Genomic DNA, 26717 nt, shown 5'->3' on the forward strand with positions numbered 1-26717 from the left:
AACACGTTTACGGCAGTGCCTGGTGCTCTTGTAACCTTGGCGCCTGCTTTAACCGGTATTCTTGCACTCGGAACTATCAGCAATGGTATTACAACAGGTCTTGCCATACCGGTTACTCCACAGACGCGTTTGTTACTGGTCTTCTCCGCAACCGTAACAGCAGGTCTGGATGTAGCAACCGTAATCGCCGGCTATGCCAGCGCAGGAATGACCATTGAGTAACAGTACTAAAAGCTCTATCTGCGCTTAATCTAATTTATTTCAGCCTTCTATGAAAAATAGAAGGCTTTTTTTATCATATTGCACCTTTGTGAATATATATGATAACAAACGATTAATTAAGAGGTGACAGGATTGATTACGATTAGCCTTTGCATGATTGTCAAGAATGAAGAGGACGTTATTGGAAGGTGTCTGACATCTGTAAAAAACATCGCTGATGAGATTATCATTGTAGACACGGGATCTACTGACAAAACCAAAGAAATATGCAGTACTTTTACTTCTAAAATCCATCACTTTACCTGGGTACAGGACTTTGCTGCCGCCCGCAATTTTGCTTTCAGTCTGGCGACTATGGATTATATTCTGTGGCTTGATGCCGATGATGTTATTTTGGAAGAAGATCGTAAGCGTTTTCTCCAGCTGAAAGAAACACTCGATCCTGCTGTAGATTCTGTAACGATGCATTATAATTTAAGCGTTGATCAGAACGGGCAAGTGAACTCCAGTCTGCGTCGTAACCGGCTGGTAAAGCGTGTTAAAAATTTCACATGGATTGGGGCGGTCCATGAATATCTGGCCGTACATGGTCATATTATTAATGGTGAAATTGCAGTTACTCATCAGCCGCTTAGCCATGATGCGAATAGAAATATTGAAATTTATGACAAAAGGCTGGCTGCCGGCGAGGACTTTTCTCCGCGGGATTTGTACTACTATGCGAATGAACTGCGCGATCATCAGCGTACTGCTGAAGCGATCGAATACTATCAACGGTTTTTAGCGACCAAGCAAGGCTGGGTAGAAGACAATATTGCGTCCTGCGGCAAACTGGCAGACTGTTATGCCGGGATTAATGACAGAACAAATTCTTTCCGCTATATGCTTGAGTCCTTTGCATATGATACACCGCGGGCAGAATTCTGCTGCCGCCTGGGCTTTCATCACATGCTGGATGCTAAGTATAAACAGGCGGCGTTTTGGTATGAGCTGGCTACACAACTAGAAAAACCGTCTGAGAACTGGGGAACCATTAATCATGCCTGCTGGACCTGGCTGCCTCATCTGCAGCTTTGTGTCTGTTATGACCGGCTTGGCAAGCATCAAGAAGCCTATACCCATAACGAAGCTGCGGCCAAGTATATTCCTGATGATCCTAAAATTGCGTACAACCGACAGTATTTTCAAGGGTTATTATTCGATAAAAAATGACTAACTAAATAGCGACTCCCTACTTAGGATTCGGCTTATTGTGAATTGACTAACTCGCTTAAGCCGCTGGTATTCCTAATGGAAAACAAAATCCGCTAGCGAAAGGAATGAGCATACAAATGAAATCACCCCTTGAAATGGTTTTCTGGAGTATCGCTTTTCCTGGCTTTGGCCAAATTTTAAATGGCCGCATCGTTAAAGGATTCGTGTTTTTAGGGCTAGAGTTTCTAATTAATGTGAACGGTAACATTAATCAGGCTATTCTTTATAGCTTCCTGGGTGAAACAAGGCAAGCAATTGAAATTGCCAACTACCAATGGATGTTATTTTATCCCTGCGTCTATATTTTTGCGATCTGGGATGCTTACCGCGATGCAGGAGCAACTACTTTTCGCTACTCTTTTTTACCTTCTGTCTGCAGTGCTTACTTCGGAACAATAGGTGTTATACTTTCGCCAGTTTTCACACTTTTTGCCATTACATTCGGTCCCATTTGGCTGGGTATACTAGGAATGTTGATTGGAGCTGTTATTGGCGTTGGTATGAAATGGATCTTATTGGTTACAAGTGACAGCCCGTCTAATTGAATAAATAAACTAAATCCAGCAAGAAATGGAGGTTATTTGATGAACATGATTCGCAGCAAACGGTTTATTTATCTCGCTACCGGTTTATTATTACTCGCCATAGTGTTAGGAGGCTGCTCAGGCAACAACCTAAACCCGATTGACCCGCAAAAACCGACAGTCCCATCAACTCCCGGCAAACCAGCAGAAATGAGCGATGTTGTGATAACCTATAATTATGGAGAAAGTGATAAAGTACAGCTCTCTGCCAATAATATTACCTTAAAGGTCGGCCAGCGCTTAATTCTTCAGCCCGCAAAGGGTCTTACCAAAAATACCCGTTTTTCCTCTTCCGGCGGGCCAAATTTCTTTGGTGATTATTTGCAGCAGCAGGAACAGCAGCCAACTGGCAAGATTGTATTTATCGCTAAAAGTCCTGGAAAAGGAAAGCTCCAAGTCATCCCCAATACTAGTGAATCAAATCGGGCTACCGACCTATGGGTAACAGTTCAATAGCTTATAGACAGCAAAGGTCCATCGCTTCCGGCAAGGAAACGATGGACCTTTGGAATTTTAACTAGGTACTAACTATTATAGGATGTTTTTAATTGCTGTTCAGCAGCGTGTTTTTCCAGGGCAAGCTGGATAAGCTTATCAATTAAATCACGATACGGAACTCCGCTGATTTCCCAAAGCTTTGGATACATACTGATTTTAGTAAAACCAGGGATCGTATTGATCTCATTAATAATGATCCGATTTTCTTTAGTAAGGAAAAAGTCAACCCGGGCTAGGCCTTCACAGCAAAGCACCTGGAAAGCCTCAAGAGCTAATTTTTGGATCTGCTTTTCCGTATCCTCTGATATTTTCGCAGGAATGTTCAGGATTGCCCCATTCTCATCTATGTATTTGGCCTCATACGAATAAAAATCTTGTTGAGCAATAATTTCACCAACGCGCGATGCCATGGGTTGTTGATTGCCTAAAATAGCACATTCCACTTCACGGCCTTCAATAAATTCTTCTATTAATATCTTTGAGTCAAAAGCAAAGGCTTCATTTAAAGCTCTTTTGAATTCTTCTTCTGTTCTTACCTTGCTCACTCCCACTGATGAACCTGCATTGGCCGGCTTAACAAACAAAGGAAGTCCGAGCTGCTCTTGGACCTCAGTAAAGGTAATACCAGAGCGCTGCCATTTGTGAAAAACCAGGAATTTAGCAATCGGGATACCTGCGTCGCGCAGCAGTCTTTTGGCTACATCCTTATCCATTCCGATTGACGACCCAAGTACTCCGGCACCAACAAAAGGAATGTTCGTCAGTTTTAGCAGCCCCTGTACCGTCCCGTCTTCGCCATAAGGTCCATGCAATATGGGAAATATAACATCAATATTACTCGATTTGCCACCGCTGGCAATAGTAACAAGCTCCTTACTCTCTTCACCAGGAACTAATACAACTTTTTTTTCTGTCTTATCAAGAGTAATTTTCTTAGGATCATGGCTGTTTAGCAAGAAGCGGGAACTGTCATTTAAATACCATTGCCCCCCTTTATCAATGCCGATCAACGTAATATCGTATTTTTCTCTATCAATTGCATCAATAACATTTTTAGCTGATTGAAGAGAAACTTCATGTTCAGCAGATCTGCCGCCAAATAAAATCCCTACATTAATTTTTCCCATCAATGATTCCCTCCTAACATCTTTCTTTATTTTTATTTCCGCTTTTAATGGTTATCCCCTGCAAATCTACAGATTATTTATTCGAAAGACTTGCCTACACCAAGTCCTTTAGGACCCAGGCGGCAGCTTATGCCATTCTTATTTCAAAAAACAAGCAAACCGCCTAAAACTTAGCGTCTTAGGCGGTTTAAACGGACTATTTTCTATAGGGCCTTTCACAACTATGTGCCGCAGCTCAAATAACGACCTGCCTTATGACATATCTGCCAGGCATGTAAATGGTAATTGATAGAGAACTAAAAGTTATGGCGTTGTTGTAGCGATAAGAGTTCCAAATGATTCTGTATCAATAGTAGCATTCACACCAACGTAAATAATATCGCTTACATTAACAGCTATACATGAGCCGATTGGAAATAATACGTTTACCCAAGTAATTTCAAAACCACCATCTACAACAATTGATTGAAGACTTACCGATTCAGCTGCTCTTGTCAGCTCAATCAAAATAAAATCAGCTTTATCTTCTACATTCACTTTTACATCCACTTCGTTGCAGCATTTATCTTCTTCTTTGTGATCCCATTCCTTCTTGTTATCCCAGTCCTTCTTATGATCGCCAATTTTTTTGCGATCGTTGTCGACATCTCCCACGATTCTACCTGTAACTGTTTTATAATCACGGAGGACCAGCGTTACTTCTAAACAACCAAGGAAATTGAAACATTTCGGAATACCCATATTCTATCGCTCCTTTCCATGTTGGGCTATCTGCCTAATGTATAATATTCTTGTTGTTATGAAAGGTTACATTAATAATCGTAAGGAACGGCAGACTAAATAAAATACTATTTACAGGTTGAGATTAAACTGTGGCTTATAGCCGGCAGCGACTAGCAACAAGCGTTTACAGGAACCGTGAGAATGGGAATCACTTTGATAATGCAGGACTTTAGCTGTTTTTTAGCGAATAATTACTCCCCGCAGGCCTGAATATGCAAATATTGGAGCTTATCTGTGAGTTGAGGTACCGAATGTACCTGTTATAACTCTTATTAATAGAGGTGTTTTATTTGCTGCGTTATATAGTAAGCCGCACACTCAATTCTATTTTTGTTCTGCTAGCCATTATTACCATTACTTTCCTGCTGATGCATGCGATTCCAGGCGGGCCTTTTACCGGCGAAAAAAACATTCCGGCGGCTGTATTAAAAAACATTGAAGAGCGCTATCGTCTCAATGATCCGCTTTGGCAGCAGTACATTGACTACTTAACCAATTTAATACGGTTTGATTTGGGACCATCCTTTAAATATGAGGGCCGGACTGTCAACGATATTATCAAGGAGAGTTTTCCCGTATCGTTTCAATTAGGAATGGTAAGTATTGGATTAGCAGTGCTGGTGGGAGTACCGGCTGGTGCACTCGCGGCTCTCAGGCAAAATCGCTGGCAAGATTACAGCACCATGCTCTTGGCAACTATGGGGGTATCAGTTCCCAGTTTTGTACTGGCTACCCTGCTGATCTATATCTTCGCAGTAAAGTTAAGTCTGCTGCCGGCAGCCATGTGGGGAGGCCCGGAATACATCTTGCTGCCTGCCTTATCACTTGCCGGGCATCCAATGGCTTTTATTGCCAGACTGACCCGTTCAAGTATGCTGGAGGTCCTTGCTCAGGATTACATTAAAACAGCCAGGGCCAAAGGGCTTTCGCCAACGGTAATTTTATACCGTCATGCTCTTAAGAATGCATTACTGCCGGTAGTTACTTATATTGGCCCCATGTCTGCCGCCGTATTGACCGGGAGCTTTGTCATTGAAACAATTTTTGCCATACCCGGCTTAGGACGGCATTTTGTGACTAGTATATACAACCGTGACTATACGGTTATTCTTGGTATAACCGTATTTTACAGCGTGTTGGTTATTGGGCTAAATCTGGTTGTCGATCTTATTTATCCCTTACTCAACCCTCGTATAAAAATAAATGATAATCAGGAGGGTTAAGTCATGCAGCTAAAAAGCGATTCTTTTTGTCCTCTTCAGCAGCACGGGCCAGCTGCAGGTGCGACCCTGACTACTACTTCCTATCATCAAGATGCATGGCGCCGCCTGAAAAAAAACAAGCTTGCCATGCTTGGTCTATATATCATTTTGTTTATTGTTCTCATTGCCGTCATTGGTCCCTGGCTGTCTTCACTTTCTTATTCCGATCAAAATCTCAATGCAACCAATCGCCCGCCAAGCGCAGAGCATTTGTTTGGTACCGATAACCTTGGCCGTGACTTGTTTATCCGCGTTCTCTACGGCGCCCGGATCTCATTGTCAATTGGGATTGTGGCAAGCCTGATTAATCTTACAATTGGCGTAGTGTATGGAGGCATCGCCGGTTACTTCGGTGGTCGGGTTGACCGAGTTATGATGAATATTGTAGATATTTTGTACGGTATACCTGTACTCTTATATGTCATACTGTTAATGGTACTTCTTACTCCAGGGCTCACTAATATCTTCATTGCTCTTGGAATTTCTTACTGGCTGGGTATGGCCAGAATTGTTCGCGGTCAAATCTTAAGCTTAAAAGAGCAAGAGTACGTTCTCGCCGCCCGGACAATTGGCGCAAGCAAGTGGCGCATTTTATTTTCTCATCTAATCCCCAATAGCCTTGGCCCTATTATCATTACCATGACACTAGCCATTCCGGAAGCTATTTTTACTGAAGCATTCTTAAGCTTCATTGGCCTAGGAGTTGCTGCTCCCATGGCAAGCTGGGGAGTTTTGGCATCAGAAGGCGTTACCAGCTTACGCTCCTATCCCTTTCAGCTGCTTTTTCCTGCCTTGGCTATCAGTATTACTATGCTCGCCTTTAATTTTCTTGGTGATGGCCTGCGGGATGCATTAGATCCCCGTGTACGGCGGTAAGGAGGCAGTCATAAATGTACCCACTGTTAACAATAGAAGATTTATCTGTAGCTTTCGAAACGTATGCCGGTACTGTACAGGCAGTAAATCGAATACATTTTGATGTTTATCCGGGGGAAGCTGTAGGCATAGTTGGTGAGTCAGGCTGCGGTAAGAGCGTAACCGCTCATGCAATCATGCAGTTAATCTCAACACCGCCCGGCCGGTATACAAGTGGAAAAATCTTTTTTGAAGGCAACAACTTACTTGAACAGTCTGAACAGCAATTGGAGAAGCTGCGCGGTCATGCTATTAGTATGGTCTTTCAGGATGCCATGACCGCACTTAACCCTGTGCTCACCATTGGCCTGCAAATTGCCGAATCATTACAGCTACACCTGGGGCTGGACAAAAAAGCAGCCTATGCCCGGGCAATAGAGCTGCTCCGCATGGTAGAAATCCCCTCACCGGAAGAACGCATTTATACTTACCCGCATCAGTTCAGTGGTGGTATGAGGCAGCGTGCAATGATTGCAATGGCACTCTCCTGTAATCCCCGTTTGTTAATTGCCGACGAACCTACAACAGCCCTTGATGTTACGATTCAGGCGCAGATTCTCGATTTACTGAAGGACTTGCAGACTAAGCTGAATACGGCTATAATTCTCATTTCTCATGATCTTGGCGTAATTGCCGGCTTGTGCAGCCGTGTCCTTGTTATGTATGCAGGTAAAATTGTTGAATCAGGCCCAGCAGAAAATATTTTTCATAATTCCCAGCATCCTTATACGTGGGGCCTGCTGCAATCCGTTCCACGCATGGATGCACCACAGAAACAGAAATTATCCATCATTGAAGGACAGCCACCCGATCTTCTGCAAATGCCTAGCGGCTGTCCGTTCCATCCCCGCTGCACCTATGCCATGAATATCTGCGCTGACTATTATCCCGAAACCAGCGTAATCACTGATAAGCACAGTGTAAATTGCTGGCTCCAGCATCCGGGTGCATCAAAGATTCACCGGGAGGCTAACAAGTAAATGGAAAAACCGTGCATTCTGCAAGTACATAATCTAAAGAAGTATTTTACTGTTAATACCGATTTTTTTGGACGTCCTACTGCCTACTTAAAAGCGGTAGATGATGTGAGCTTCTTTATTCGTCAGGGTGAAACTCTGGGTCTTGTTGGCGAAAGCGGCTGCGGCAAATCTACTCTTGGCCGGACAATTATTCACCTTTATAAACCAACTGACGGAGAGATCTTATTTAATGGGCAGAAGATCAAAACTCAGCAGCAGCAGCAACTTCTGCGCAGTTCCATGCAAATGATCTTTCAAGATCCTTACGCTTCGTTGAATCCGCGCATGACTGCCGGCGATATTATAGGGGAACCACTAGCTATTCATAATCTTGCCAGCGGCCGGGACCGATTCGAAAAAATCGCGCAGCTGCTGCATTTGGTGGGTCTAAACCACGAGCAGGCCAATCGGTTTCCTCACGAATTCAGCGGCGGCCAACGGCAGCGAATTGGCATAGCCCGTGCTCTAGCTGTAAACCCCAGCTTTATTATTTGTGATGAGCCCATTTCCGCCTTAGACGTTTCCATTCAGGCCCAGGTTGTCAACCTATTGGAAAGGCTTCAGGCTGAGCTGGGATTAACCTACTTATTCATAGCCCATGACTTAGCAATGGTAAAGCATATCAGCGACAGGGTAGCGGTTATGTATCTTGGTAAAATTGTGGAAATAGCCGACAGTGCTGAGCTGTATAGAGAGCCTCAACATCCTTACACCCGGGCATTATTATCCGCTATCCCTATTCCCGATCCGGCAGTAGAGGCTAACCGCAAACGAATTTTCCTGACTGGTGACGTTCAACAGCCGCTTGATTCCCTGGCTGGCTGCAAATTCCGTTCCCGCTGCAAAGAAGCTGTGCCCCTTTGCGCCGAACAGCAGCCTGAGCTTATTGACAATGGAGCAGGGCATATGACTGCTTGCCATCTAATAGGGAAACAATAGCATTTTTTATTTAGCTTAGCTGCAAAGGAGCCTTTTTATATGGATAAATTACAGCTTAAAATACAGGAACTATTAGCAGCATTTCCAGGACGCTGCTCAATAGTCATAGTCAATCTGCCCACAGGTGAAAAGTGGGAATACTGTCACAGGACAAGCTTTGCTGCCGCCAGCATGATCAAACTGCCTATTATGGTTGAAGTCATGCTTCAGGCAGCCGCAGGAACAATTTCATTAGACGAGCGTCTGCCGGTTACCAGCGATGTTCAAACCGGTGGCGCGGGCATTCTTACCGAATTGCAACCCGGGTTAAACCTGACAATCCGGGAGCTGGTAACATTAATGATTATTCTTAGCGACAATACTGCTACTAATTTACTAATTGACCGGATTGGCATGGACAGTGTCAACAAAACCATGGCCACGCTTGGCCTAACATCTACTACGCTCAGACGGCGAATGATGGATTTTGAAGCTGCATCACGTGGTCTGGAGAATACTACGTCTGCTGGCGATTTGGCACTCCTCTTCTCCCATATTTATGCTTCGCAAATAGTACCCTGCGAATATGGTACGCTAATGCTGGATATTTTAAAACGACAACAGGTTCGTGATAAGCTGCCCTTTTATCTACCTGAAGAAATAGTAATTGCCCATAAGACCGGCACATTATCTGGTGTAGAGCATGATGGCGGAATATTATATTTACCACATGCGCCTTACATAGTTTGTGTATTAACAGATGGCCATGCGGCTAATTATGAAGGCCTGCAGTTAGTTGCCTTAATTGGCAAGGTAACCTATGAATATCTTATGCATAAGGAGCACTAACATGGGTGTTAAAAAAGTAATTACTGTATTAACCGTTATAACAATATTTACAATGCTACCAACTTTATTAGCAGGATGTGGCAAATCAAGTGATACTGGACAGACTCTCCGCTATGTGCTGGAAGCTGAACCAGCTACCTTAGATCCCGCAAAATCTACAGCAATTCCTGAATCCTTGGTTGAGCTTCAGCTATTCGAAGGCTTAACGCGTCTGAACACACAGGATCAGCCTGTACCAGGAGTAGCTGAAAAATGGGATGTTTCACCTGACGGTCTTAAATATGTATTCTATTTGCGAAATGCCGCCAAATGGACCAACGGCGACCCGGTCACTGCTTATGATTTTGAGTTTGCCTGGAAAAGGGCATTGAGCCCCGAATTAGCTTCAGAAAATGCCTACATGTTATTTCCTGTCAAAAATGCTCAAGCCTACAATGAAAAAAAAGTTACCGCTGATCAGGTAGGCATAAAAGCAATTAATGACCATACACTGGAAGTAACTCTTGATAAGCCAACAGCCTACTTTTTAAGCTTAACAGCCTTCCATGCATTCTATCCCGTCAACAAGAAAATTGTAACCGCCAGCCCCGATAAGTGGTCTGCTGAAGTAGCCACTTTGGTCGGCAATGGACCTTTTAAAATCACCGGATGGGTTCACAGCAGCAAAATTGAATTTGCTAAAAATGACCACTATTGGGATGCCACAGCTGTGAAACTAGCAAAAATGGAGTGGCCTATCAGCGACTCTCAAAGCACGCGCCTTTCTCTGGTCGAAAACAATCAGGCTGACATGATGGTAGAACCGCCTGTTGTTGAACATGACCGCCTTACACAAGCCGGCTTGCTCAAAATTTCACCTTATCTGGGTATTTATTACTATGTATTTAATACGCAGCAAGCCCCTTTTGATAATGTGAAAGTCCGACAGGCATTTTCCCAGTCGATCAACCGGGAAGCACTTGTTAACAATGTGGTCAAAGGCGGCAAAAAACCTGCCTATGCCTGGGTAGCTCCCGGGCTGTCCTTTGACGGCAAGGATTTCCGGGATGAAAGCAATAATTATGCTACAGAAAATAAAGCGCAGGCTCAAAAGCTGCTAGCGGAAGCTGGTTATCCTGCCGGCCAGGGCTTACCACCTATTACGCTTTTATTTAACACTGGTGAAATGCACAAATCAATTGCTGAGGCCATTCAGGAAATGTGGAAGCAAAACTTGGGCGTAACTGTTGCTCTATCCAATCAGGAATCAAAAGTTTTCTTAGAATCCCGCTCGCAGGGAACATTTCAAATTGCCAGGGCCTCTTGGATCGGAGATTACGCTGATCCAATGGCCTTCATGGATGTCTTTACGGATCCCGGCAATGATGCCAAATATCATAACTCTTCTTATAACAAATTAATTGAAAAAGCTCAGTCAACACTAGATCAGCCTGTGCGCCTCACAGCTATGCATGAAGCTGAAAAACTGCTTTTTGATGACGCAGTCATTATTCCCATCTACTATACGACTCAGCCTTTTGTAGTCAAGCCATCTGTCAAAGGCTACTTTTGGTCAGTCCTCGGCCTGGCAGATTTTAAAACTGCCTATATCGAAAAATAAATAATCTAACACATTAAATAAGGGATATGCTGCAAACTTTGCGCATATCCCTTGCTTAGTGAAATTACCTATGAGGAGGCGGTAGCTTGCATTCGCTTAAGCCCAAGAAAATTTCCCCCGGAGACACAATTGGCGTTATTGCCCCGGCCAGCCCAGGAGATATGCAGTCGGCTCAAGCAGGAATAAGTTGGTTAGAAGCCCAGGGATTTCATGTTAGAACAGGAGCAACCCTCGATCAAACATGGGGCTATCTGGCAGGATCTGATGATCTGAGAGCTGCCGACATTAATGCTATGTTTGCTGACTCTACCGTCAACGGCATTATTTGCCTTCGCGGTGGTTATGGTACAATGCGGCTGCTGGACCTAGTAGACTACGCTCTTATCCGAGACCATCCTAAAGTGTTTGTCGGCTACAGCGATATTACGGCTCTCCATCTTAGTATAGGTCAGCGGACAGGTCTTGTAACCTTCCACGGACCGATGGTTGCTTCTGATATGGGACGGGATATCCCTCTTTATACACAGGATTATTTTTTTAAAGCATTCACTGCTGCTTCCCCCATTGGGGCCATCATTAACCCGCCGCTTACTCCCCCCCCCATATTCATTGCTCCCGGAACCGCTCACGGCATACTCACCGGAGGCAACTTAAGCCTGATTGCAGCTACGCTCGGCACTCCATATGAAATCAATACCAGGGGTAAGATTCTTTGTCTGGAAGAAGTTGGCGAGGCACCCTACCGGCTCGACCGGATGCTGACTCAACTCCTGCTGGCTGGTAAACTACAGCAATCGGCTGGAATTGTTGTTGATGTCTGCTCGGGGTGCACTCCCGATGAAGAAGCTGCTGACTTTACAGTTGCTCAGGTACTTGAGGATCGCTTGGGTACTCTTGGCAAGCCGGTTCTCTATTATCTGCATTTTGGGCATACTCCTCATAAAGCAACCCTTCCGCTCGGTGTTGCTGCAACGCTGTGCAGTGAACGGGGAGGCCTCACTATAACGGAAGCAGCGACAATTGACTAAGGGCTGTATGCCCCCTAGGAGGTAAACAGTGAATAAAGATTTTTTAAAAAGACAAATCATTACTACAGTAGATTCCATGGCTCCTGAATTGAGGGAACTTAGTTTATTTCTACACAAGAACCCTGAATTGGGCAGTCAGGAATATGAGGCTGCTAATTGCCTTGTTTCCTTGGCAAAACAAAAAGGCTTCTCCGTACAAAGTGGTATCAGCGGCTACGAAACAGCCTTTATTGCCACCAAAGGTAAGGGGAATCCCAAAATTGCCTTTCTAGCCGAATACGATGCACTGCCTGGCTTAGGCCATGCTTGTGGCCATAATTTAATTGCAGCTATGAGCTTCGGAGCGGCTGCAGCCTTTGCAGCTGTTGCCGGTAATCAGGCTACTTCTTATCTAATCGGGTGCCCTGCCGAGGAAACAACCGGTTCCAAAGTGCAGCTGTCGGCTGACGGTGTTTTCTCAGGTCTCAGGGCAGCGCTGATCATTCATCCTGCAGACGGAAATTATATGGGCGGAACTTCTTATGCTACTCATCCCTTGAAAGTAACATTTTATGGCCGACCCGCTCATGTAGCAAGCAAAACCGAGAAAGGTGTCAATGCACTTGATGCACTCATTCTCTTTTATCAGGGATTAAAAACACTCCGTCAAACCTTCACAAAAGAAACTATTTTAGCAGGTATTATTACTAACGGCGGCACAGCCCCTAATATAGTTCCTGACCAGGCGGCAGCAAAATTTACGGTTCGGGCTTTATCCTCTGATTATTTAGAAGGCACTGTCCTTCCTGGTATGCGGCGCTTAGCCGAGGGAATTGCGCTGGCCACCGGCACTACAGTGGAAACAGTTCATTATGAGCCTCTGTTTAAAGAGCTTAAAAATGATCCTGCCCTATTAACTTTTTATAAGCATAATATGTCGTTATTAGGAGAAGAAATAACGCTCCTGGAAGAAGACGATGCCGACGGTTCTACGGATGTAGGTAATGTCAGCCATTGCATTCCTACTATTCATCCCGATATTACTATCGGTAGCGGCATTACTGCCCACACACCCCAATTTGCTGAAGCGGCAGCATCAGACTACGCACAGCAGAGAATCTTGGTCGGGGCAAAGGCGATGGCGATGACCGCCATCGATTTGCTTGAGTAAATATAATAGAAAGGGGCTGTCGCACTAACGCTTGAGGCAGCCGCTCTTTTTGTTTCCCTTAGTTTAGTAATAGGCAAATATACGGTTATGTACTTTTGTCTTGATACAAAAGCACCAAAAAATCAAGACCTGTACAGAAATAGCCTTGGAAGAAGGCCTTGCTTGCTAAAATTCCGAAACTCGCGTAAGCGAGTTTACGAATTTTAGTAAGACGCCAATTTTCCAAGGCTATTGGAAGATTAGGCCTAGACTTTTTGGTCCTTTTGTGGCGATGACAAAAGGACGAGCCCAGGCTTTCCCCTCCAGCTACAAACGGGGCTGTCTCAATTAGGTTTTTAAATCTATTTGAGACAGCCCCGTTCTATTATTCATCCCCTTCTGCAGCCCGAGATTTTCTCAGCAGGCAATCAGGACGGCATATTCCAGTTGCGAGACTTACACCCGCTAATACAAGTGCTAACGCAGCCACATGATTCCAGTTAATGGTCTCCCCTAAGAACAAAGCAGCAGCAAAAACACCAAATATCGGAATACCATTCTGAAATACAGAGGCGGTTGAAGCACCTACCCGCTGTATTCCCGTATTCCACCAAACTGCACCAAGCGCAGTACAAACAAAACTTGAGAATAACACTAAAGACAGCGGCCAGAAATCAAAGGCGCCTTCATAGTACCAGACTGTATTGGCAAACAATCCCACAATCACCAATCCGGCAGAGGCCAGGATATGACTGTAGGCAGTAACCAGCAGCGGTGACAATAAGGCCGTACTTTTCTTCACAAAAAGTGAACCAATCACAAATGTAACCATAGCACCGACCATGATACTATCACCGTACAGCGTCGATGTCTCTGTTTTGCCATATACAACAAGCAAAACGCCACTGAAACCGAGAATAATTCCCAGTCCTTTCGCCAATGAAAATGACTCCTTCACAAGAAAGCTTGCCAATACTGTAGTCAGCAGCGGATTCAAGCCAAGGATAAGCACGGCATGTGTGCCGCTGGTAGTTGCCGCTCCCAGATTTAGTGTGATCTGATGAAGAAAAATAGTAAAGGTCGCTACTCCAGTTATAGGCAGCCAGGCCTGTCGTGTTGGTATCTGTAAACCATGCTTGTACAAAACAAGAGGCACTAGCAAAAAGGTAGCCAATGTAAGACGGATAGGTGCCAATGCTAAAGGCGGATAATATTGAGTAAGATATTTAATCAATACTACGTTTGCACCCCAGAGCATCGACACAAACAGCAACAGTAAAAAAATTGGTCTGTCTTTTTTAGTTTCCAAGATCGATCACCTGCCGTATCGTTATATGCTGTGCATCTTATGCTCAATGCTGTGCAAAATCAACCCGCTCATTATGACTATAATTGCTGCAAGCGACCAGTCCGCAGGAAAGGCCTTGTTAGAACATCATAGCTTAATTACAGCAAAAAATCATCCCGTTTTGGTGTAAAGGTGTCGATAATTACTGAATCATCTTCTAATGCAACTACGCCATGCAGTACATTACGGGCTGCATAATAGCTGTCACCAGCACAAACAATCCGTTTTTCATCTCCTACAGTCAGTTCAAACGATCCTTTCGCGATATATCCGACCTGTTCATGATCGGCATGCTTGTGAGCTTCACCTACACCGCCTTTTTTGAAGCGGAATTCAACTAGCATAATTGCATCACTGTAGACGAGTATACTCCGGCTGCATTTTTCATTCAACTGTTTAATCATCGCATTTTCTTTTGCCAAAATCATAAGATCATCTCCTCATAAAAATACATCCTAATTACTACAAGATAGGTTTCCACATATCCTTCCACAGCTCATTATTTTTCATGATGCGGTCTTTATAAGTAATAAATAAGGAAATAACAAAACCTTCTGTTACAGCAAATATGCTGCAACAGAAGGTTTGTTTTTTTTTTTAAGCTTGCTTACTGGCGTGTCCTGCCCGAAAAGCTTTGAACTTAGCAGTTCCATATTCGATAGCAACAAACAATACAGGAACCAGAAAAATTCCCAGGCAGGTGGCCATCAGCATACCACCAACAACGGTTGTCCCTAGAGCAGCCCGCGCTGCAGCACCTGCTCCAGTTGATAATGCTAACGGTATGCAGCCCAAAATAAAGGCAAAAGAAGTCATTAAAATGGGGCGCAGCCTGAGTTTCGCTGCTTCAATAGCAGCCTGTACCGGTTCCATACCATTGTCGGTCCTGACTTTGGCCCACTCGACAATCAGTATGGCATTTTTAGCAGACAGACCGATCAGCATAACCAGACCAATTTGCATATATACACTATTCTCAAGTCCACGGGCATATTGGAACAGTACAGAACCTAATACCCCTGTGGGAACGGAAAGCAATACGGCAAAAGGAATATTCCAGCTTTCGTATAAAGCTGCCAGACACAAGAATACAAACAGCAGGGCAAAGCCGAATATAACCGGTGTATGACCGCTGGAAAGCTTTTCTTCACGGCTTAAGTCTGCCCATTCGTAGGTAAAGGTATTAGGCAGTGTCTGAGCCGCTACTTCTTCCAGAGCCTGCATGGCCTGGCCCGAGCTATATCCGGCAGCGGTTGTTGCATTAATTTGCATAGCCGGATAACCGTTAAAGCGTTTGATTAATGTTTGACCGCTGGTTACAACAGGTTTAACCAGTGTATTGAGCGGCACCATATCACCAGCTGAATTACGGACAAAGAAGAACCGGGTCGCTTCTGCATCAGACCGGAACTGGGGCTCAGCCTGCAGCATAACTTTATAGGTTCGTCCAAAGCGGTTAAAATCATTAACCTGCACACCGCCAAGGAAAGTTTGCAGGGCTGTAAATATATCCTGAACAGGAACTCCCAGTGCTTTCGCTTTTTCCCGGTCTATGTCATATCGGTAGGCTGGAGTGTCTGCCCGGAAACTGGATTGGACCATTGCAAATTCCGGACGCTGACGGGCAGCAGCCGTGAATTGCTGTGATACTGTATTCATTTCTTCCAGGGAGGATCCGCCCCGGTCCTGGATCATAAATGTCAGACCGCCAACAGCGCCGATCCCCGGCAATGCAGGTGGGTTAAAAGCAAAAACAGTAGCTTCCGGTATATCTTTCACCTTACCCATTGCCTGACCAATAATCGAATTTAACTGCATATTCGCTTCGGTTCGTTCTGCCCAAGGTTTCGTACTGGCAATGACCATTGCGCCATTCGATTTCTGACCGCCTGCCAGGATGTCGTAGCCAGCTATTTCTACAGTATTTTCAACACCTGGCAGCGAACGGTAAATCTCACCTACCTGTTGAGCAACCGCACGGGTACGGTTCATATTGGCTGCCTCAGGCAGGCTGACAACAGACATCATAAAACCCTGGTCTTCACTTGGTACGAAAGTCGAGGGAATAATCTTCAGCATACCCACACACAATATGCAGATTACTACCAATCCCACACCCCACAGGCCAGCCCGGCGAATCGAGCGTTTAACACCGTTGGAATAACTCTCTGTCATACGGTCAAACCAATTGTTAAACCAGTCAAAGAATTTCCCCAGCATTCCTGTGCTCTTTTCACCTGTATAGGGCTTGAGCAGCAAGGTGCATAATGCTGGTGTCAGTGTTAGTGCAACAATGGCCGACAATGCCATCGATACAGCAATTGTCAGGGCAAACTGTTTGTAGAGAACACCAGTAGTACCACCAAAAAACGCTACTGGAATGAAAACAGATGCCAGTACAAACGCAATGGCGACAACCGGACCGGACACTTCGTCCATGGCACGAATTGTTGCTTCTTTGGGACCTAGGCCCGAGTGTCTCATATGATGTTCTACTGCTTCCACAACTATGATAGCATCATCGACGACCAGCCCAATGGCTAAAACCATCGCGAATAATGTAAGCGTATTGATAGAGAAGCCGAGCAAAACAAACGCACCAAATGTCCCAATTAGCGAAACCGGTACTGCCAGCATTGGGATCAGCGTAGCCCGCCAGCTTTGCAGGAATAAGTATACAATAATAAGCACCAACGCTAATGCTTCAATAAAGGTATGGAATACTTTTTCCAGCGACTCACGGATATATTTTGTATTATCAGTAAGGATACTGTATTCCATACCTGGAGGAAAACGTTTTGCCGCATCTTCAATAACCTGGCGGACACCGGCAATCGTTTCAAGGGCATTCGCTTCTGTTGTCAGCTGAACGGCAAAAACAACCGAATCCTGACCGTCGAAGCTGCTTTTAAAGGTATTATCTTTACCACTTAGCTCAACGGTAGCAACATCACCCAGATGAATTGCTGAACCATCGGGCTGAGACCGGATAATTACTTTTCGGAAGTCTTCTTCCGTAACTAGGCGGCCTTGCACGCTGGCAGTGTACTGAAACTCCTGCTGCGCAACGGAAGGCAACTGGCCGATTGTGCCAGCCGGAGCCTGCACATTCTGCTCTTTAATAGCACTGGCAATATCGGCAGCGGTGATCTTCATTTGCGCCAGCTTATCGGGCTTCAGCCAGATACGCATACCGAAGTCGGTACCGTATTCGCCAACATCACCTACGCCTTTGACGCGGCGAATATCATCTATGATATTAATACTGCCATAATTCTTGAGAAAAACACTGTCATAATCACCCTTCGGCGATACAAGGCTAAAGTACAAAGCCGTATCAGGGGAAACTTTACGGGTTGTTACGCCGGTCAACTGTACATCCTGCGGCAGACCGGCATTAGCCTGAACTACCCGGTTCTGCGTATACATCGTTACCATATCCGGGTCTTCGCCCAATTCAAACTTAACATTCAGCGAGTATCGGCCGGAATCGGCACTAGTTGAACTCATGGCAACGGCACCTACGCCGTTAACCTGCTGCTCAATAACCTGAGCAACTGTTTTTTCTACAACATCCGCATTAGCACCGGTATATATCGCACTAACACTAACCTGGGGCGGAGTAATTTGCGGATACTGAGCAATCGGCAGGTTAAATGCGGCAATGCCTCCAGCCAACGTAATGAGAATTGCGATAACGATTGCGAAAATCGGTCGGTTGATAAAAAACCTTGCCATAAACCCGCCCCCTTACTTCGCGACCGGAATATTCAGATCATCCGGCCCGATCATAGTAATCTTGAGCGGCGAACCGGGCTGCGCTTTAGCAAATCCTTCGACAACAATCACTTCTTGTCCAGTAAGGCCCTCTTCTACGATTTGCAGACTGCCGATTTTTGCTCCCAATTTGACAGCCCGGGTCTCCGCTTTATTATCGGCACCTGCAACAGTGACAAACGTTTTGCCTAACATTTCCTGGACAGCACGCTGCGGAATAAGCATTGCTCCTGTCCTGTTTTCACCAACAGCCACGATGCGGGCAAACATTCCGGGAATTAGCAGCTGCTGAGGATTGTCAAAGGCAGCTTTCATCGTCAATGTTCCTGTTTGATTAGCCATACCACGGTCTATTTGCTCCAAATGACCGGCAAGCGGATAGGCGCTGCCGTCACTTAAGAGCAGCTTGAGATTTTGTCCCCAGGCATCCGGTGAGTTACCCATGCGAGCAAATTTCAAATATTCATTTTCACTCATGCTGAAACGGACTTGTACCGGATCAACAGTTGAAACGGTTGCCAACACAGTACTCCCTGCCTGGACATAACGGCCGGTACTTAATTCACCAACACCAATTCGTCCATTAACAGGAGAAACAATCACTGTATCAGTCAAATCGTTATTAGCCTGAATTAGTTTGGCCTGATACGCTTCCACCTGAGCCTGCGCCTGTTCGGCCTGTGCAAGGGACGTATCCAGCGTTTGTGCTGCAATGCCACCTTGAGCTGCCAAACTTTGATAACGGGCTACATCACGGCGGATATTACTGAGCGATGCTTGAGCCTGTGCTACCTGTGCCTGGGCATCAGCTACGGATGATGTATACTGGCGGTTGTCTATTTCAAACAAAGGCTGACCGGCACGAACGGTATCGCCGCCCTTCACCAGCTTACGGGAAATATTGCCGGAAACCCGCGTCTGAATTTGGACCTCATCTTTTGGTACTATTTCACCGACATATTCATATGTAACCGGCGTATCCTTCTGTATAACTTGCATCGCCTTAACCGCGACCTCTTGCGGTGGACGGGCAGCTTGCTGTTTGCTGCAGCCTGTAGTAACAAGTAAAAGAAGTACAGCTAGCCAAATGATGCTTTTTCTGTTCACCGTTATTCCTCCTCTAAATTAGTTCTCCCTGGCTACGCCGGGAGATTATATAGATCAAGGCTTAATGCCCTGTTCATTGTTAGGATTAACAACCCCATATAAAACCACTTCTGCCAGTAAATTAAACATATCCGGCTTAGAAATATCGCCACAGGCAGCAAAATCGTAACTAAGAATCTGTTTCGTAGATCCCTTGAGAATATTTATGACAAGGGGAATGTAAATAGGACGAAAACACTTTGCTTCAATTGCCTGCTGAAGAATGGTTTCGACCGTACTCCAGTCAGCATCAATAAACTGCTCTATTTTATTCCAAACACCCGGGAGATAACGCCGGATCTCCTCAAGGTGACTGCCGTTTACCGAGGAGTATATACGTGGACAAAGTGTAAGTACCTTATATAGCTTCTTATCAAAAGGAAGTTGATCGTCGCTAATAACTTCATCACGCTGCTGCTTTACATCATCCAGCTTAGCAACAATAATTGACGCAACCAATTCCTCTTTTGAAGAAAAGCACTGATATAAGGTCCGCTTACTGATACCTAGCCTGATCGCCAGATCATGCATGGTAAATTTGATTCCTCTCAGGCTTATTTCTTCTACAGCAGCATCCATAATTCTATGGTGCAACGCTACACCTCCTAACTTAATATTACTGTGGAAACCGAAACAGTTTTTTGGGTACCATGTTCTTATGCTATCAGACCCTTATCCGGATGTCAATGATTGGTACGTATAGTTTTTAAAAAGACAAAATACCTATTGAACAAAAGGATTCGCTCTTCTCTTGTGCGAATTAGTATTTAGTAAAATTTACTTGAAGGAGTTACTATGAACTGGCATAATTTACTACCGAAAGAAGTTCATCTGCCTGATATTAAAGCCAGAGAACTGCTTCGTTATCTGGGACCTGGTATACTTGTTACCGTAGGATTTATTGATCCGGGAAATTGGGCGGCCAATATCGCTGCCGGTTCGGATTACGGTTATACTCTCTTGTGGATGGTAACCCTTTCAACCATCATGTTAATTATCCTCCAGCATAATGCTGCTCATCTCGGCATTGCTACCGGCTACTGCCTGTCCGAAGCAGCAGCAGCCTATTTACCCAAATGGCTGTCCCGATTCGTTCTAGGCTCAGCTGTAGGCGCTGCCATTGCCACTGCTGTGGCAGAAATTTTGGGTATGGCCATTGCCTTACGCATCCTATTCGGCCTTCCGCTTAACATCGGCGCCGTTCTTGCAGGCATAACCTCGGCGGGTCTTTTGTGGACCAACTCATACAGCCGATTAGAAAGATGGATTATTGGCTTTGTTTCTTTAATTGGCTTTTCATTTTTACTGGAATTGAATATGGCCAACATTGACTGGATGCAGGCTGCTCGCGGCTGGGTGGTGCCCGAAGTACCAACAGGATCACTGCCGATTATCATGAGCGTCTTAGGGGCGGTTGTTATGCCTCACAATTTGTTTCTGCACTCTGAAGTCATTCAAAGCCGCCAATGGAATTTAGAGGACGATGTGCTGATTCGCCGTCAGCTGCGCTATGAATTTTTGGATACGCTATTCTCAATGATCATTGGCTGGGCAATCAACAGTGCTATGATTTTAGTAGCAGCGGCCACGTTTTTCCAGGCAGGCATTCACGTAGAAACCATGGAGCAAGCGGAAGCCATGCTCCGTCCACTGCTTGGCGATTCTGCCTCTCTCATTTTTGCAGTAGCTCTTCTCTTTGCCGGTTTTGCCTCTACCAGTACTGCCGGAATGGCAGGTGGCAGTATCTTTGCCGGTATTTTTGGCGAGGCTTACAATATTAAAGATCCCCACTCCCGTATAGGCGTTCTGCTCACCTATGTGTGTGCCGTATTAATTATCTTTTTCATCAGCGACCCCTTTGGAGGGCTGATTTTCTCCCAGCTGCTGCTTAGCATTCAATTGCCTATTACGATTTTTTTGCAAATTTATTTAACCTCTTCGCCCAAAATAATGGGCAAATACGCCAATAACCTCCGGTTAAAAATCACCTTACTGATTATCGGCGCTATTGTAAGCGGGTTAAATATTTGGCTGCTTATCGACTATTTACTGAATAGCTAATAAAAATAAGCAAAGGAGATTGCCGCGTTACGTTCGCGATGACACCCGACTTTACTGTCATTGCGAGGAGTAAAACGACGCGGCAATCTCTTTCCAGGTACGTTTGTCTACACGCGAAAGAGAGAACCCTGCGCAGCGGGGTTCTCTCTTTTTCCTATCCGAAGCATTTACGCTTTTTTAAAGCGTTCCATTACTCGTTCAATTAACAGATATACGGCAGGAACAACAACTAATGTTAACATGGTTGACGTAATCAAGCCACCGATAAGCACTACTCCCATTGACTGGCGCATTTCAGCACCTGAGCCAATACCTAAAGCAATCGGCATCATGCCAAAAATCATTGCTGCTGTTGTCATCAAAATCGGCCTGAGGCGGACTACTCCTGCTTCAATCAAAGCATTAATAATAGGCATCCCCCGCTGCCGCAGCTGATTTGCATAATCAACAAGCAGAATGGCATTTTTGGTTACAAGCCCCATCAGCATGATGACCCCGATCAGCGATATGATATTCATCGTCTGACCGGCAATCAACAGCCCCAGGATTGCTCCCGTTAAGGAAAACGGTAAAGAAAGCATAATAGTGAAGGGATGAATAAAGCTTTCAAACTGTGCGGCAAGCACCATATAAATCAGCACTACTGCCAGCAGCAGCGCTTTGCCGATTTCCATAAACGAATCCTGCATAGTCTGAGCCTGCCCCACAAACTTATACGAATATCCAAGCGGCAAATTCATGCCTGGCATCAGTTCCTTGACTTTAGTCGTAATATCACCAGCAGATACCCCTACTACGTTAGCATAAACAATAACCTGGCGCTGCCGTGATTCGCGGTCAATTTGAGTCGGCCCTGATGACAGCGTTACGTTGGCAATATCACCTAACCGTACAAAGTTTCCTGTTTTGGACGCAATCAGCAAGTTGGCTACATCATCTAGACTGCTGCGTCCCTGTTCTTCCAATTGAACTCGAATTTGATAGTCCTTATCACTGGGATTAAACTCGTTGCGAGTCGTAGCTCCCAGAAACGCCATTTGAATAGTCGTGGCAACTGTAGTTGTGTCAAGTCCGGCATCACTCACCCGTACAGCATCAACCGCTACCTGAATTTCAGGAGACGATTGCTCCGCAGATACATCTACATCGGTTGTGCCGGGAATCTGCCGGATCTTTTCCACCAGTTGCTGAGCCATTTGATTGAGTTTATCCAATTCCGGTCCCCTGAGGGCAATTTGTACCGGACGGGAATCACCCCGGCCCATCCCCTGGTTATTGGTTACAGTAACCTTTAGACGTCCAATATCACGGAAATGCAGACGCAGTTCGTCCATGATTTTATCCATTGAACGGGATCGCTCACCTGACGGTACCAGCTTAACACCCATCGTAGCCTTGCCGGCCTGACCTCCAGAACCAATAATCAGGTACGATGATTCTCGTTCCTGAATTGCAAGGACCTGAGCTTCCACAGGTTTTACCAATTCCCGCATTTTCTCCAGCGATGTTCCTGCCGGAGCATTCATCGTAATATTGAACTCACCTGAGTCATACGTAGGTTGAAACTCAGAACCGAGAAAAGGTAATAGGAGACCATTGGCAAACAGGGATAGAACAGCAATGGCTACAAGCTTTTTAGGATGTGCCAGCGCCCAGCTCAGCACGCGGCGATAGAATTGCTGAAACTCCTGAAAACCTGCTTCAAAACGGTCCAGCAGCGAGCGCAGCCAGCCCTTTTTTCCTGTGTGTGCGGCAGCTTGACCGTGCCCGGCTTTAAGCCAATAGGCGGAAAGCATCGGTGTCAGTGTCAAAGCAACAAACAACGAAAAAGCAACTGCAAAAGCAACTGTTAAACCAAACTGTTTAAAAAACTGTCCTACTATGCCATTCATAGAGCCGACAGGAACAAACACAGCTAATATGGACAAGGTCGTTGCCATAACAGCCAGCGATATTTCAGAAGTACCGTCACGGGCAGCTTCCATTGGCGTTTTTCCCAGTTCCATATGGCGGTAGATATTTTCTATAACGACTATGGCATCGTCAATGAGAATACCAACAGCCAAACTAAGCCCCATAAGCGACATATTGTTCAGCGTAAAATTCATCATCTTTAATAGAAAGAAGGTAGCCACTACTGACGTAGGAATGGCAATAGCTCCAATCACGGTTGCTCTGGCATTCTGAAGAAAAAGAAACGTTATTGCTACTGCCAGCAAACCGCCAAAAATCATCGATTCCATAACATCATTTACACTGCTGCGAATATATTGTGAGCTGTCGCGAGTGATTGCCACTTTTACATCCGGAGGCAGCAAGGCTTGCACATTGGACATCGTTGTTTTTACCTTATCGGCAATCGCAACTGTATTGGTGCCTGATTGCTTTTGAACGGCAATCAGCACACTCGGCTGACCGTTGGCCCTGGCCAGCATACGTTCTTCTGCCCAGGTATCGGAAACGGCTGCAACATCGCTCAGACGGATCAAAAGTCCTTCTTTGTTGGCGACAATCACATTTTCAATATCGGTAACATTTTTATATTTGCCGATGGTGCGCACCGTCAGCTCAGTACCTTTATCACTGACCCGGCCGCCAGGAGCATTTAGATTTTGGCTGTTAACAGCGTCTAAAATCTGGGTCATTGAAATATTATAAGCAGCGAGTTTTTTGGAGTCGACTGCTACTCGAATCTCCCGCTCGGAACCACCTGATACGGTCACATCAGCTACGCCATCGACGCGCTGCAGTTCATCTTTTACAATATCCGTAGCTAATTTGCGGATATCGCCGGGACTGCGACTGTCCGATGACAGGCTGTAGTAGACAATAGCCTGAGCTCCCATGTCAAAACGCTGAATTACAGGTTCGTCAGCTTGATCAGGCAACCGCTTACGTGCAACCGATACTTTCTCGCGAACTTCATTTGCCGCGAGCTTCGGATCGGTACCAAATTCAAATTCAATGGTAATTTGGGAACTTCCTTCCCGCGTTACTGATGAGAGATTTTTGATACCGGACAGAGAACTGACCGCATCCTCAATTGGCTTTGTTACCAAACTCTCCATTTCCTCCGGTGAAGTCCCGGCAAAACTTACTGATACCATGACGAGCGGAAAATCCACATCCGGATTCAAATCAATCCCGAGCCCCGGATATGCTCCCAGCCCGAAAACGACCAACAGCATGACCAGCATAGTAGTAAATACAGGTCGTTTGATAAATGTTGCAATTCCTCCCATTAGTTACCACCATCTTTCACTGGTGAAACGGCCGCTCCATCCTTTACCTTGTTTTGGCCGTCAACAACGATGGTTTCTCCGTCAGTCAGTCCTTCCAGCACCTCTACAAGACCATCCCCGATATAGCCTGGCTTAATTAAGCGCTGCTGGATTTTATTATCAGCACTAACAACAAATACCGTCTTCTGATCTTCCCTCATTACCAAGGCACTTTCGGGGATAGTGATCACTTGGGGATGGGTACGGGTTGCCAGTTCCACTTTGGCAAACATCCCAGCTTTTAACATTCCGCTTTCATTTGGCACAATAATTTCAGCTGTAAAAGTTCGGGCAGGTAAAGCAGCTACCGGTGATACACGGGCAACTGTACCGGTAAACGCCTGTCCGTTTAGGGCGTTTATTGTAATTTTAACCGGCGTACCTACTGCCAGGTCAGCAACCTGTGCCTCACCAACAGTAGCTTTAGCTAGTAAGCTGGATACATCGGCCACCGTTACAATTGCCGAACCAGCTCTGGTATAGGCTCCAGCCTGTAAATATCGCTTTGTAACGACTCCCTCCCGTGGAGCAAGAACGTTAGCATTATTCAATTTTTCCTGTACTAAAGCCAGACTCCCCTCAGCAGCCCGGACCTGACCGAGTGACAAATCTCTCTTCGTGCGGGCGCCGTCCAGCATTTGGGCAGCAATTGCTCCCTTTTCGGCTAATACTGCATAACGATTGTAATCCAACTCTGCTTGTTCCAAGCCAGATTGGGCTGCTATCAGATTTCCCTGTGCCTGCAACACTTGTGCCGCCAGTTCGCTCGTATCAAGAGTCGCGATTACAGTTCCCTTTTTTACAAGATCTCCTTCAGATACGGTCAGCGTATTTACACGGCCGTCAACTTTTGCAGATACGTCAGCACTCCAGACAGGTTCCAGACTGCCTGAGTACTCGACCTTGGGAATAATATCCTTCCTGCCAACCTGGGCGACTTGAACAGTGGCAGCCTTTGCCTGCATATTGCCGGCACGTGCTTTGCTCGCAGCTATATTTTGATAAATTCGGTACCCCACTACCCCTGTAAGGGTAATAACAATAGCAAGAACAATAGCCATCTTCTTCTTATTCGTTAAAGGCACTTACCTTCACCCTTCCTAGTTAGCAGCAGCATTTTAAAAATATGACTGATTAGTCACAATAAGTATATCACTTTAATTTGTACTTTGATATACTTTTATGTCGTAAATGTGTACACATATTTTAACAAAAAAAGACCACTGCTCCACTAGAGCAATGGTCTTTATCATTTTACAACCTATTATTCTGTTGTCGCTGCATGCTGCTCCAAAGCCTGAGCCAGCTGGTCAGCACAGGAAGTTGCATTCCTGCAGATTGTTCCGCGCAGTTTCTTAATCACATCACCAACAGGCATACCTTTAATTAATGTGGTCATTGCACTTAAATTCCCAGGACATCCCCCGACGAATACCAAATCGGTGACAACACCGTTTTCTACTTCAAAACGGATTTCAGTAGCACATACCCCTTTTGTCTTATACGTAATAATTGCACTCACTCCCCGGATTTTGTTGCCTTGCGGGCAATCATTTCAATTTCTACATTCGCTCCCAGCGGCAAAGCAGCTACTCCGATAGTGGTTCTTGCAGGATATGGAACTTGAAATTGCTTAGCATAAACTTCATTCATTGCCTTAAAATCAGCCATATCGGTTAAAAACACCGTTACCTTTACGATGTCATCCGGTGTTAAGCCCGCAGCTTGCAAAACTTGAAATAAATTACAGAAGCACTGTTCTGTTTGCTTAGCAATATCACCTTTAACTAATTCACCTGTTGCCGGATCAATCGGAGTCTGCCCCGAAAAAAATATGGTTTGCCCTGCATCAACTGCATGTGAATAAGGACCTACCGCAACAGCACCCTCAGCCGAATAAGCTGTTCTGGTCATAG

Annotated in this window: 23 protein-coding genes and 1 pseudogene; 13 read left to right on the forward strand and 11 right to left on the reverse strand. The window is 45.3% G+C overall.

The window, feature by feature from the left end; translation table 11 throughout:
• From RTR76_RS15530 to RTR76_RS15545, 4 genes and pseudogenes are all read left to right on the forward strand, one after another.
• Window positions 1-222: pseudogene (locus tag RTR76_RS15530) on the forward strand (spore surface glycoprotein BclB); the annotation flags it as partial.
• Window positions 223-354: 132 nt separating this feature from the next.
• Window positions 355-1434, forward strand: coding sequence for a glycosyltransferase family 2 protein (locus tag RTR76_RS15535; protein WP_312522229.1), 1080 nt, complete (start codon window positions 355-357; stop codon window positions 1432-1434).
• A 119-nt stretch (window positions 1435-1553) separates the two neighbouring features.
• Window positions 1554-2021: a hypothetical protein gene (locus tag RTR76_RS15540; RefSeq protein WP_312522230.1), complete on the forward strand. Its 468-nt coding sequence runs from the start codon at window positions 1554-1556 to the stop codon at window positions 2019-2021.
• A gap of 39 nt (window positions 2022-2060) precedes the next feature.
• On the forward strand, window positions 2061-2516 hold the full coding sequence (locus tag RTR76_RS15545; RefSeq protein WP_312522231.1) for a hypothetical protein: 456 nt from the start codon (window positions 2061-2063) through the stop codon (window positions 2514-2516).
• Between the two features lie 68 nt (window positions 2517-2584).
• Here RTR76_RS15545 and ddlA read toward each other — a convergent pair whose 3' ends face one another.
• Both ddlA and RTR76_RS15555 read right to left on the reverse strand, forming a co-directional pair.
• Complete coding sequence (gene ddlA / locus RTR76_RS15550; protein ID WP_312522233.1) at window positions 2585-3685, reverse strand: D-alanine--D-alanine ligase; 1101 nt, start codon at window positions 3683-3685, stop codon at window positions 2585-2587.
• A 303-nt stretch (window positions 3686-3988) separates the two neighbouring features.
• A complete protein-coding gene (locus RTR76_RS15555; protein WP_312522236.1) occupies window positions 3989-4426 on the reverse strand; it encodes a hypothetical protein in 438 nt (145 codons plus the stop codon).
• 332 nt (window positions 4427-4758) lie between these two features.
• On the opposite strand from RTR76_RS15555, the gene RTR76_RS15560 reads away from it, so the two are divergent.
• The 8 genes from RTR76_RS15560 to RTR76_RS15595 all read left to right on the forward strand — a co-directional run bounded on the left by RTR76_RS15560 (window position 4759) and on the right by RTR76_RS15595 (window position 13209).
• Complete coding sequence (locus RTR76_RS15560) at window positions 4759-5691, forward strand: ABC transporter permease (protein ID WP_312522237.1); 933 nt, start codon at window positions 4759-4761, stop codon at window positions 5689-5691.
• A 3-nt stretch (window positions 5692-5694) separates the two neighbouring features.
• The gene (locus RTR76_RS15565; protein ID WP_312522238.1) at window positions 5695-6606 is read left to right on the forward strand and encodes an ABC transporter permease; all 912 of its coding nucleotides are present in this window, start codon (window positions 5695-5697) and stop codon (window positions 6604-6606) included.
• Window positions 6607-6620: 14 nt separating this feature from the next.
• Window positions 6621-7625, forward strand: coding sequence for an ABC transporter ATP-binding protein (locus tag RTR76_RS15570; protein WP_312522240.1), 1005 nt, complete (start codon window positions 6621-6623; stop codon window positions 7623-7625).
• Window positions 7626-8603, forward strand: coding sequence for an oligopeptide/dipeptide ABC transporter ATP-binding protein (locus RTR76_RS15575; RefSeq protein WP_312522242.1), 978 nt, complete (start codon window positions 7626-7628; stop codon window positions 8601-8603).
• 39 nt (window positions 8604-8642) lie between these two features.
• Window positions 8643-9431, forward strand: a complete 789-nt coding sequence (locus RTR76_RS15580; protein WP_312522244.1) for a serine hydrolase — start codon at window positions 8643-8645, stop codon at window positions 9429-9431.
• 1 nt (window position 9432) lies between these two features.
• Window positions 9433-11031, forward strand: coding sequence for a peptide ABC transporter substrate-binding protein (locus tag RTR76_RS15585; protein WP_396145277.1), 1599 nt, complete (start codon window positions 9433-9435; stop codon window positions 11029-11031).
• Between the two features lie 86 nt (window positions 11032-11117).
• On the forward strand, window positions 11118-12059 hold the full coding sequence (locus RTR76_RS15590) for an LD-carboxypeptidase (protein WP_312522248.1): 942 nt from the start codon (window positions 11118-11120) through the stop codon (window positions 12057-12059).
• Between the two features lie 28 nt (window positions 12060-12087).
• Window positions 12088-13209 (forward strand): amidohydrolase, encoded by a 1122-nt coding sequence (locus RTR76_RS15595; protein WP_312522250.1) that lies wholly within the window; start codon window positions 12088-12090, stop codon window positions 13207-13209.
• 364 nt (window positions 13210-13573) lie between these two features.
• Here RTR76_RS15595 and RTR76_RS15600 read toward each other — a convergent pair whose 3' ends face one another.
• From RTR76_RS15600 to RTR76_RS15620, 5 genes are all read right to left on the reverse strand, one after another.
• On the reverse strand, window positions 13574-14497 hold the full coding sequence (locus tag RTR76_RS15600) for a DMT family transporter (protein WP_312522252.1): 924 nt from the start codon (window positions 14495-14497) through the stop codon (window positions 13574-13576).
• A 137-nt stretch (window positions 14498-14634) separates the two neighbouring features.
• Entirely contained in the window at window positions 14635-14964 is a 330-nt protein-coding gene (locus RTR76_RS15605) for a cupin domain-containing protein (protein ID WP_312522254.1), read from the reverse strand.
• A 169-nt stretch (window positions 14965-15133) separates the two neighbouring features.
• Complete coding sequence (locus tag RTR76_RS15610) at window positions 15134-18274, reverse strand: multidrug efflux RND transporter permease subunit (RefSeq protein ID WP_312522256.1); 3141 nt, start codon at window positions 18272-18274, stop codon at window positions 15134-15136.
• 12 nt (window positions 18275-18286) lie between these two features.
• On the reverse strand, window positions 18287-19426 hold the full coding sequence (locus RTR76_RS15615) for an efflux RND transporter periplasmic adaptor subunit (RefSeq protein WP_396145303.1): 1140 nt from the start codon (window positions 19424-19426) through the stop codon (window positions 18287-18289).
• 48 nt (window positions 19427-19474) lie between these two features.
• A complete protein-coding gene (locus RTR76_RS15620) occupies window positions 19475-20053 on the reverse strand; it encodes a TetR/AcrR family transcriptional regulator (protein WP_312522259.1) in 579 nt (192 codons plus the stop codon).
• A 201-nt stretch (window positions 20054-20254) separates the two neighbouring features.
• On the opposite strand from RTR76_RS15620, the gene RTR76_RS15625 reads away from it, so the two are divergent.
• A complete protein-coding gene (locus RTR76_RS15625; RefSeq protein ID WP_312522261.1) occupies window positions 20255-21520 on the forward strand; it encodes an Nramp family divalent metal transporter in 1266 nt (421 codons plus the stop codon).
• 167 nt (window positions 21521-21687) lie between these two features.
• Here RTR76_RS15625 and RTR76_RS15630 read toward each other — a convergent pair whose 3' ends face one another.
• From RTR76_RS15630 to RTR76_RS15645, 4 genes are all read right to left on the reverse strand, one after another.
• Entirely contained in the window at window positions 21688-24762 is a 3075-nt protein-coding gene (locus RTR76_RS15630) for an efflux RND transporter permease subunit (protein WP_312522264.1), read from the reverse strand.
• Window positions 24762-25886 (reverse strand): efflux RND transporter periplasmic adaptor subunit, encoded by a 1125-nt coding sequence (locus RTR76_RS15635; protein ID WP_312522266.1) that lies wholly within the window; start codon window positions 25884-25886, stop codon window positions 24762-24764. The genes RTR76_RS15630 and RTR76_RS15635 overlap by 1 nt, the downstream gene beginning before the upstream one ends.
• Window positions 25887-26065: 179 nt before the next feature.
• Window positions 26066-26323 carry a TIGR03905 family TSCPD domain-containing protein gene (locus RTR76_RS15640; protein ID WP_396145282.1) on the reverse strand — a complete coding sequence of 86 codons (258 nt, stop codon included), beginning with the start codon at window positions 26321-26323 and terminating at the stop codon, window positions 26066-26068.
• Window positions 26320-26715: a Rid family detoxifying hydrolase gene (locus RTR76_RS15645; RefSeq protein WP_312522268.1), complete on the reverse strand. Its 396-nt coding sequence runs from the start codon at window positions 26713-26715 to the stop codon at window positions 26320-26322. The genes RTR76_RS15640 and RTR76_RS15645 overlap by 4 nt, the downstream gene beginning before the upstream one ends.
• Between the last annotated feature and the right edge of the window lie 2 nt (window positions 26716-26717).

Source organism: Anaerospora sp. (genome assembly GCF_032013335.1).
In the GTDB taxonomy this organism is placed as follows: Bacteria; Bacillota; Negativicutes; order Sporomusales; family DSM-15969; genus Anaerospora.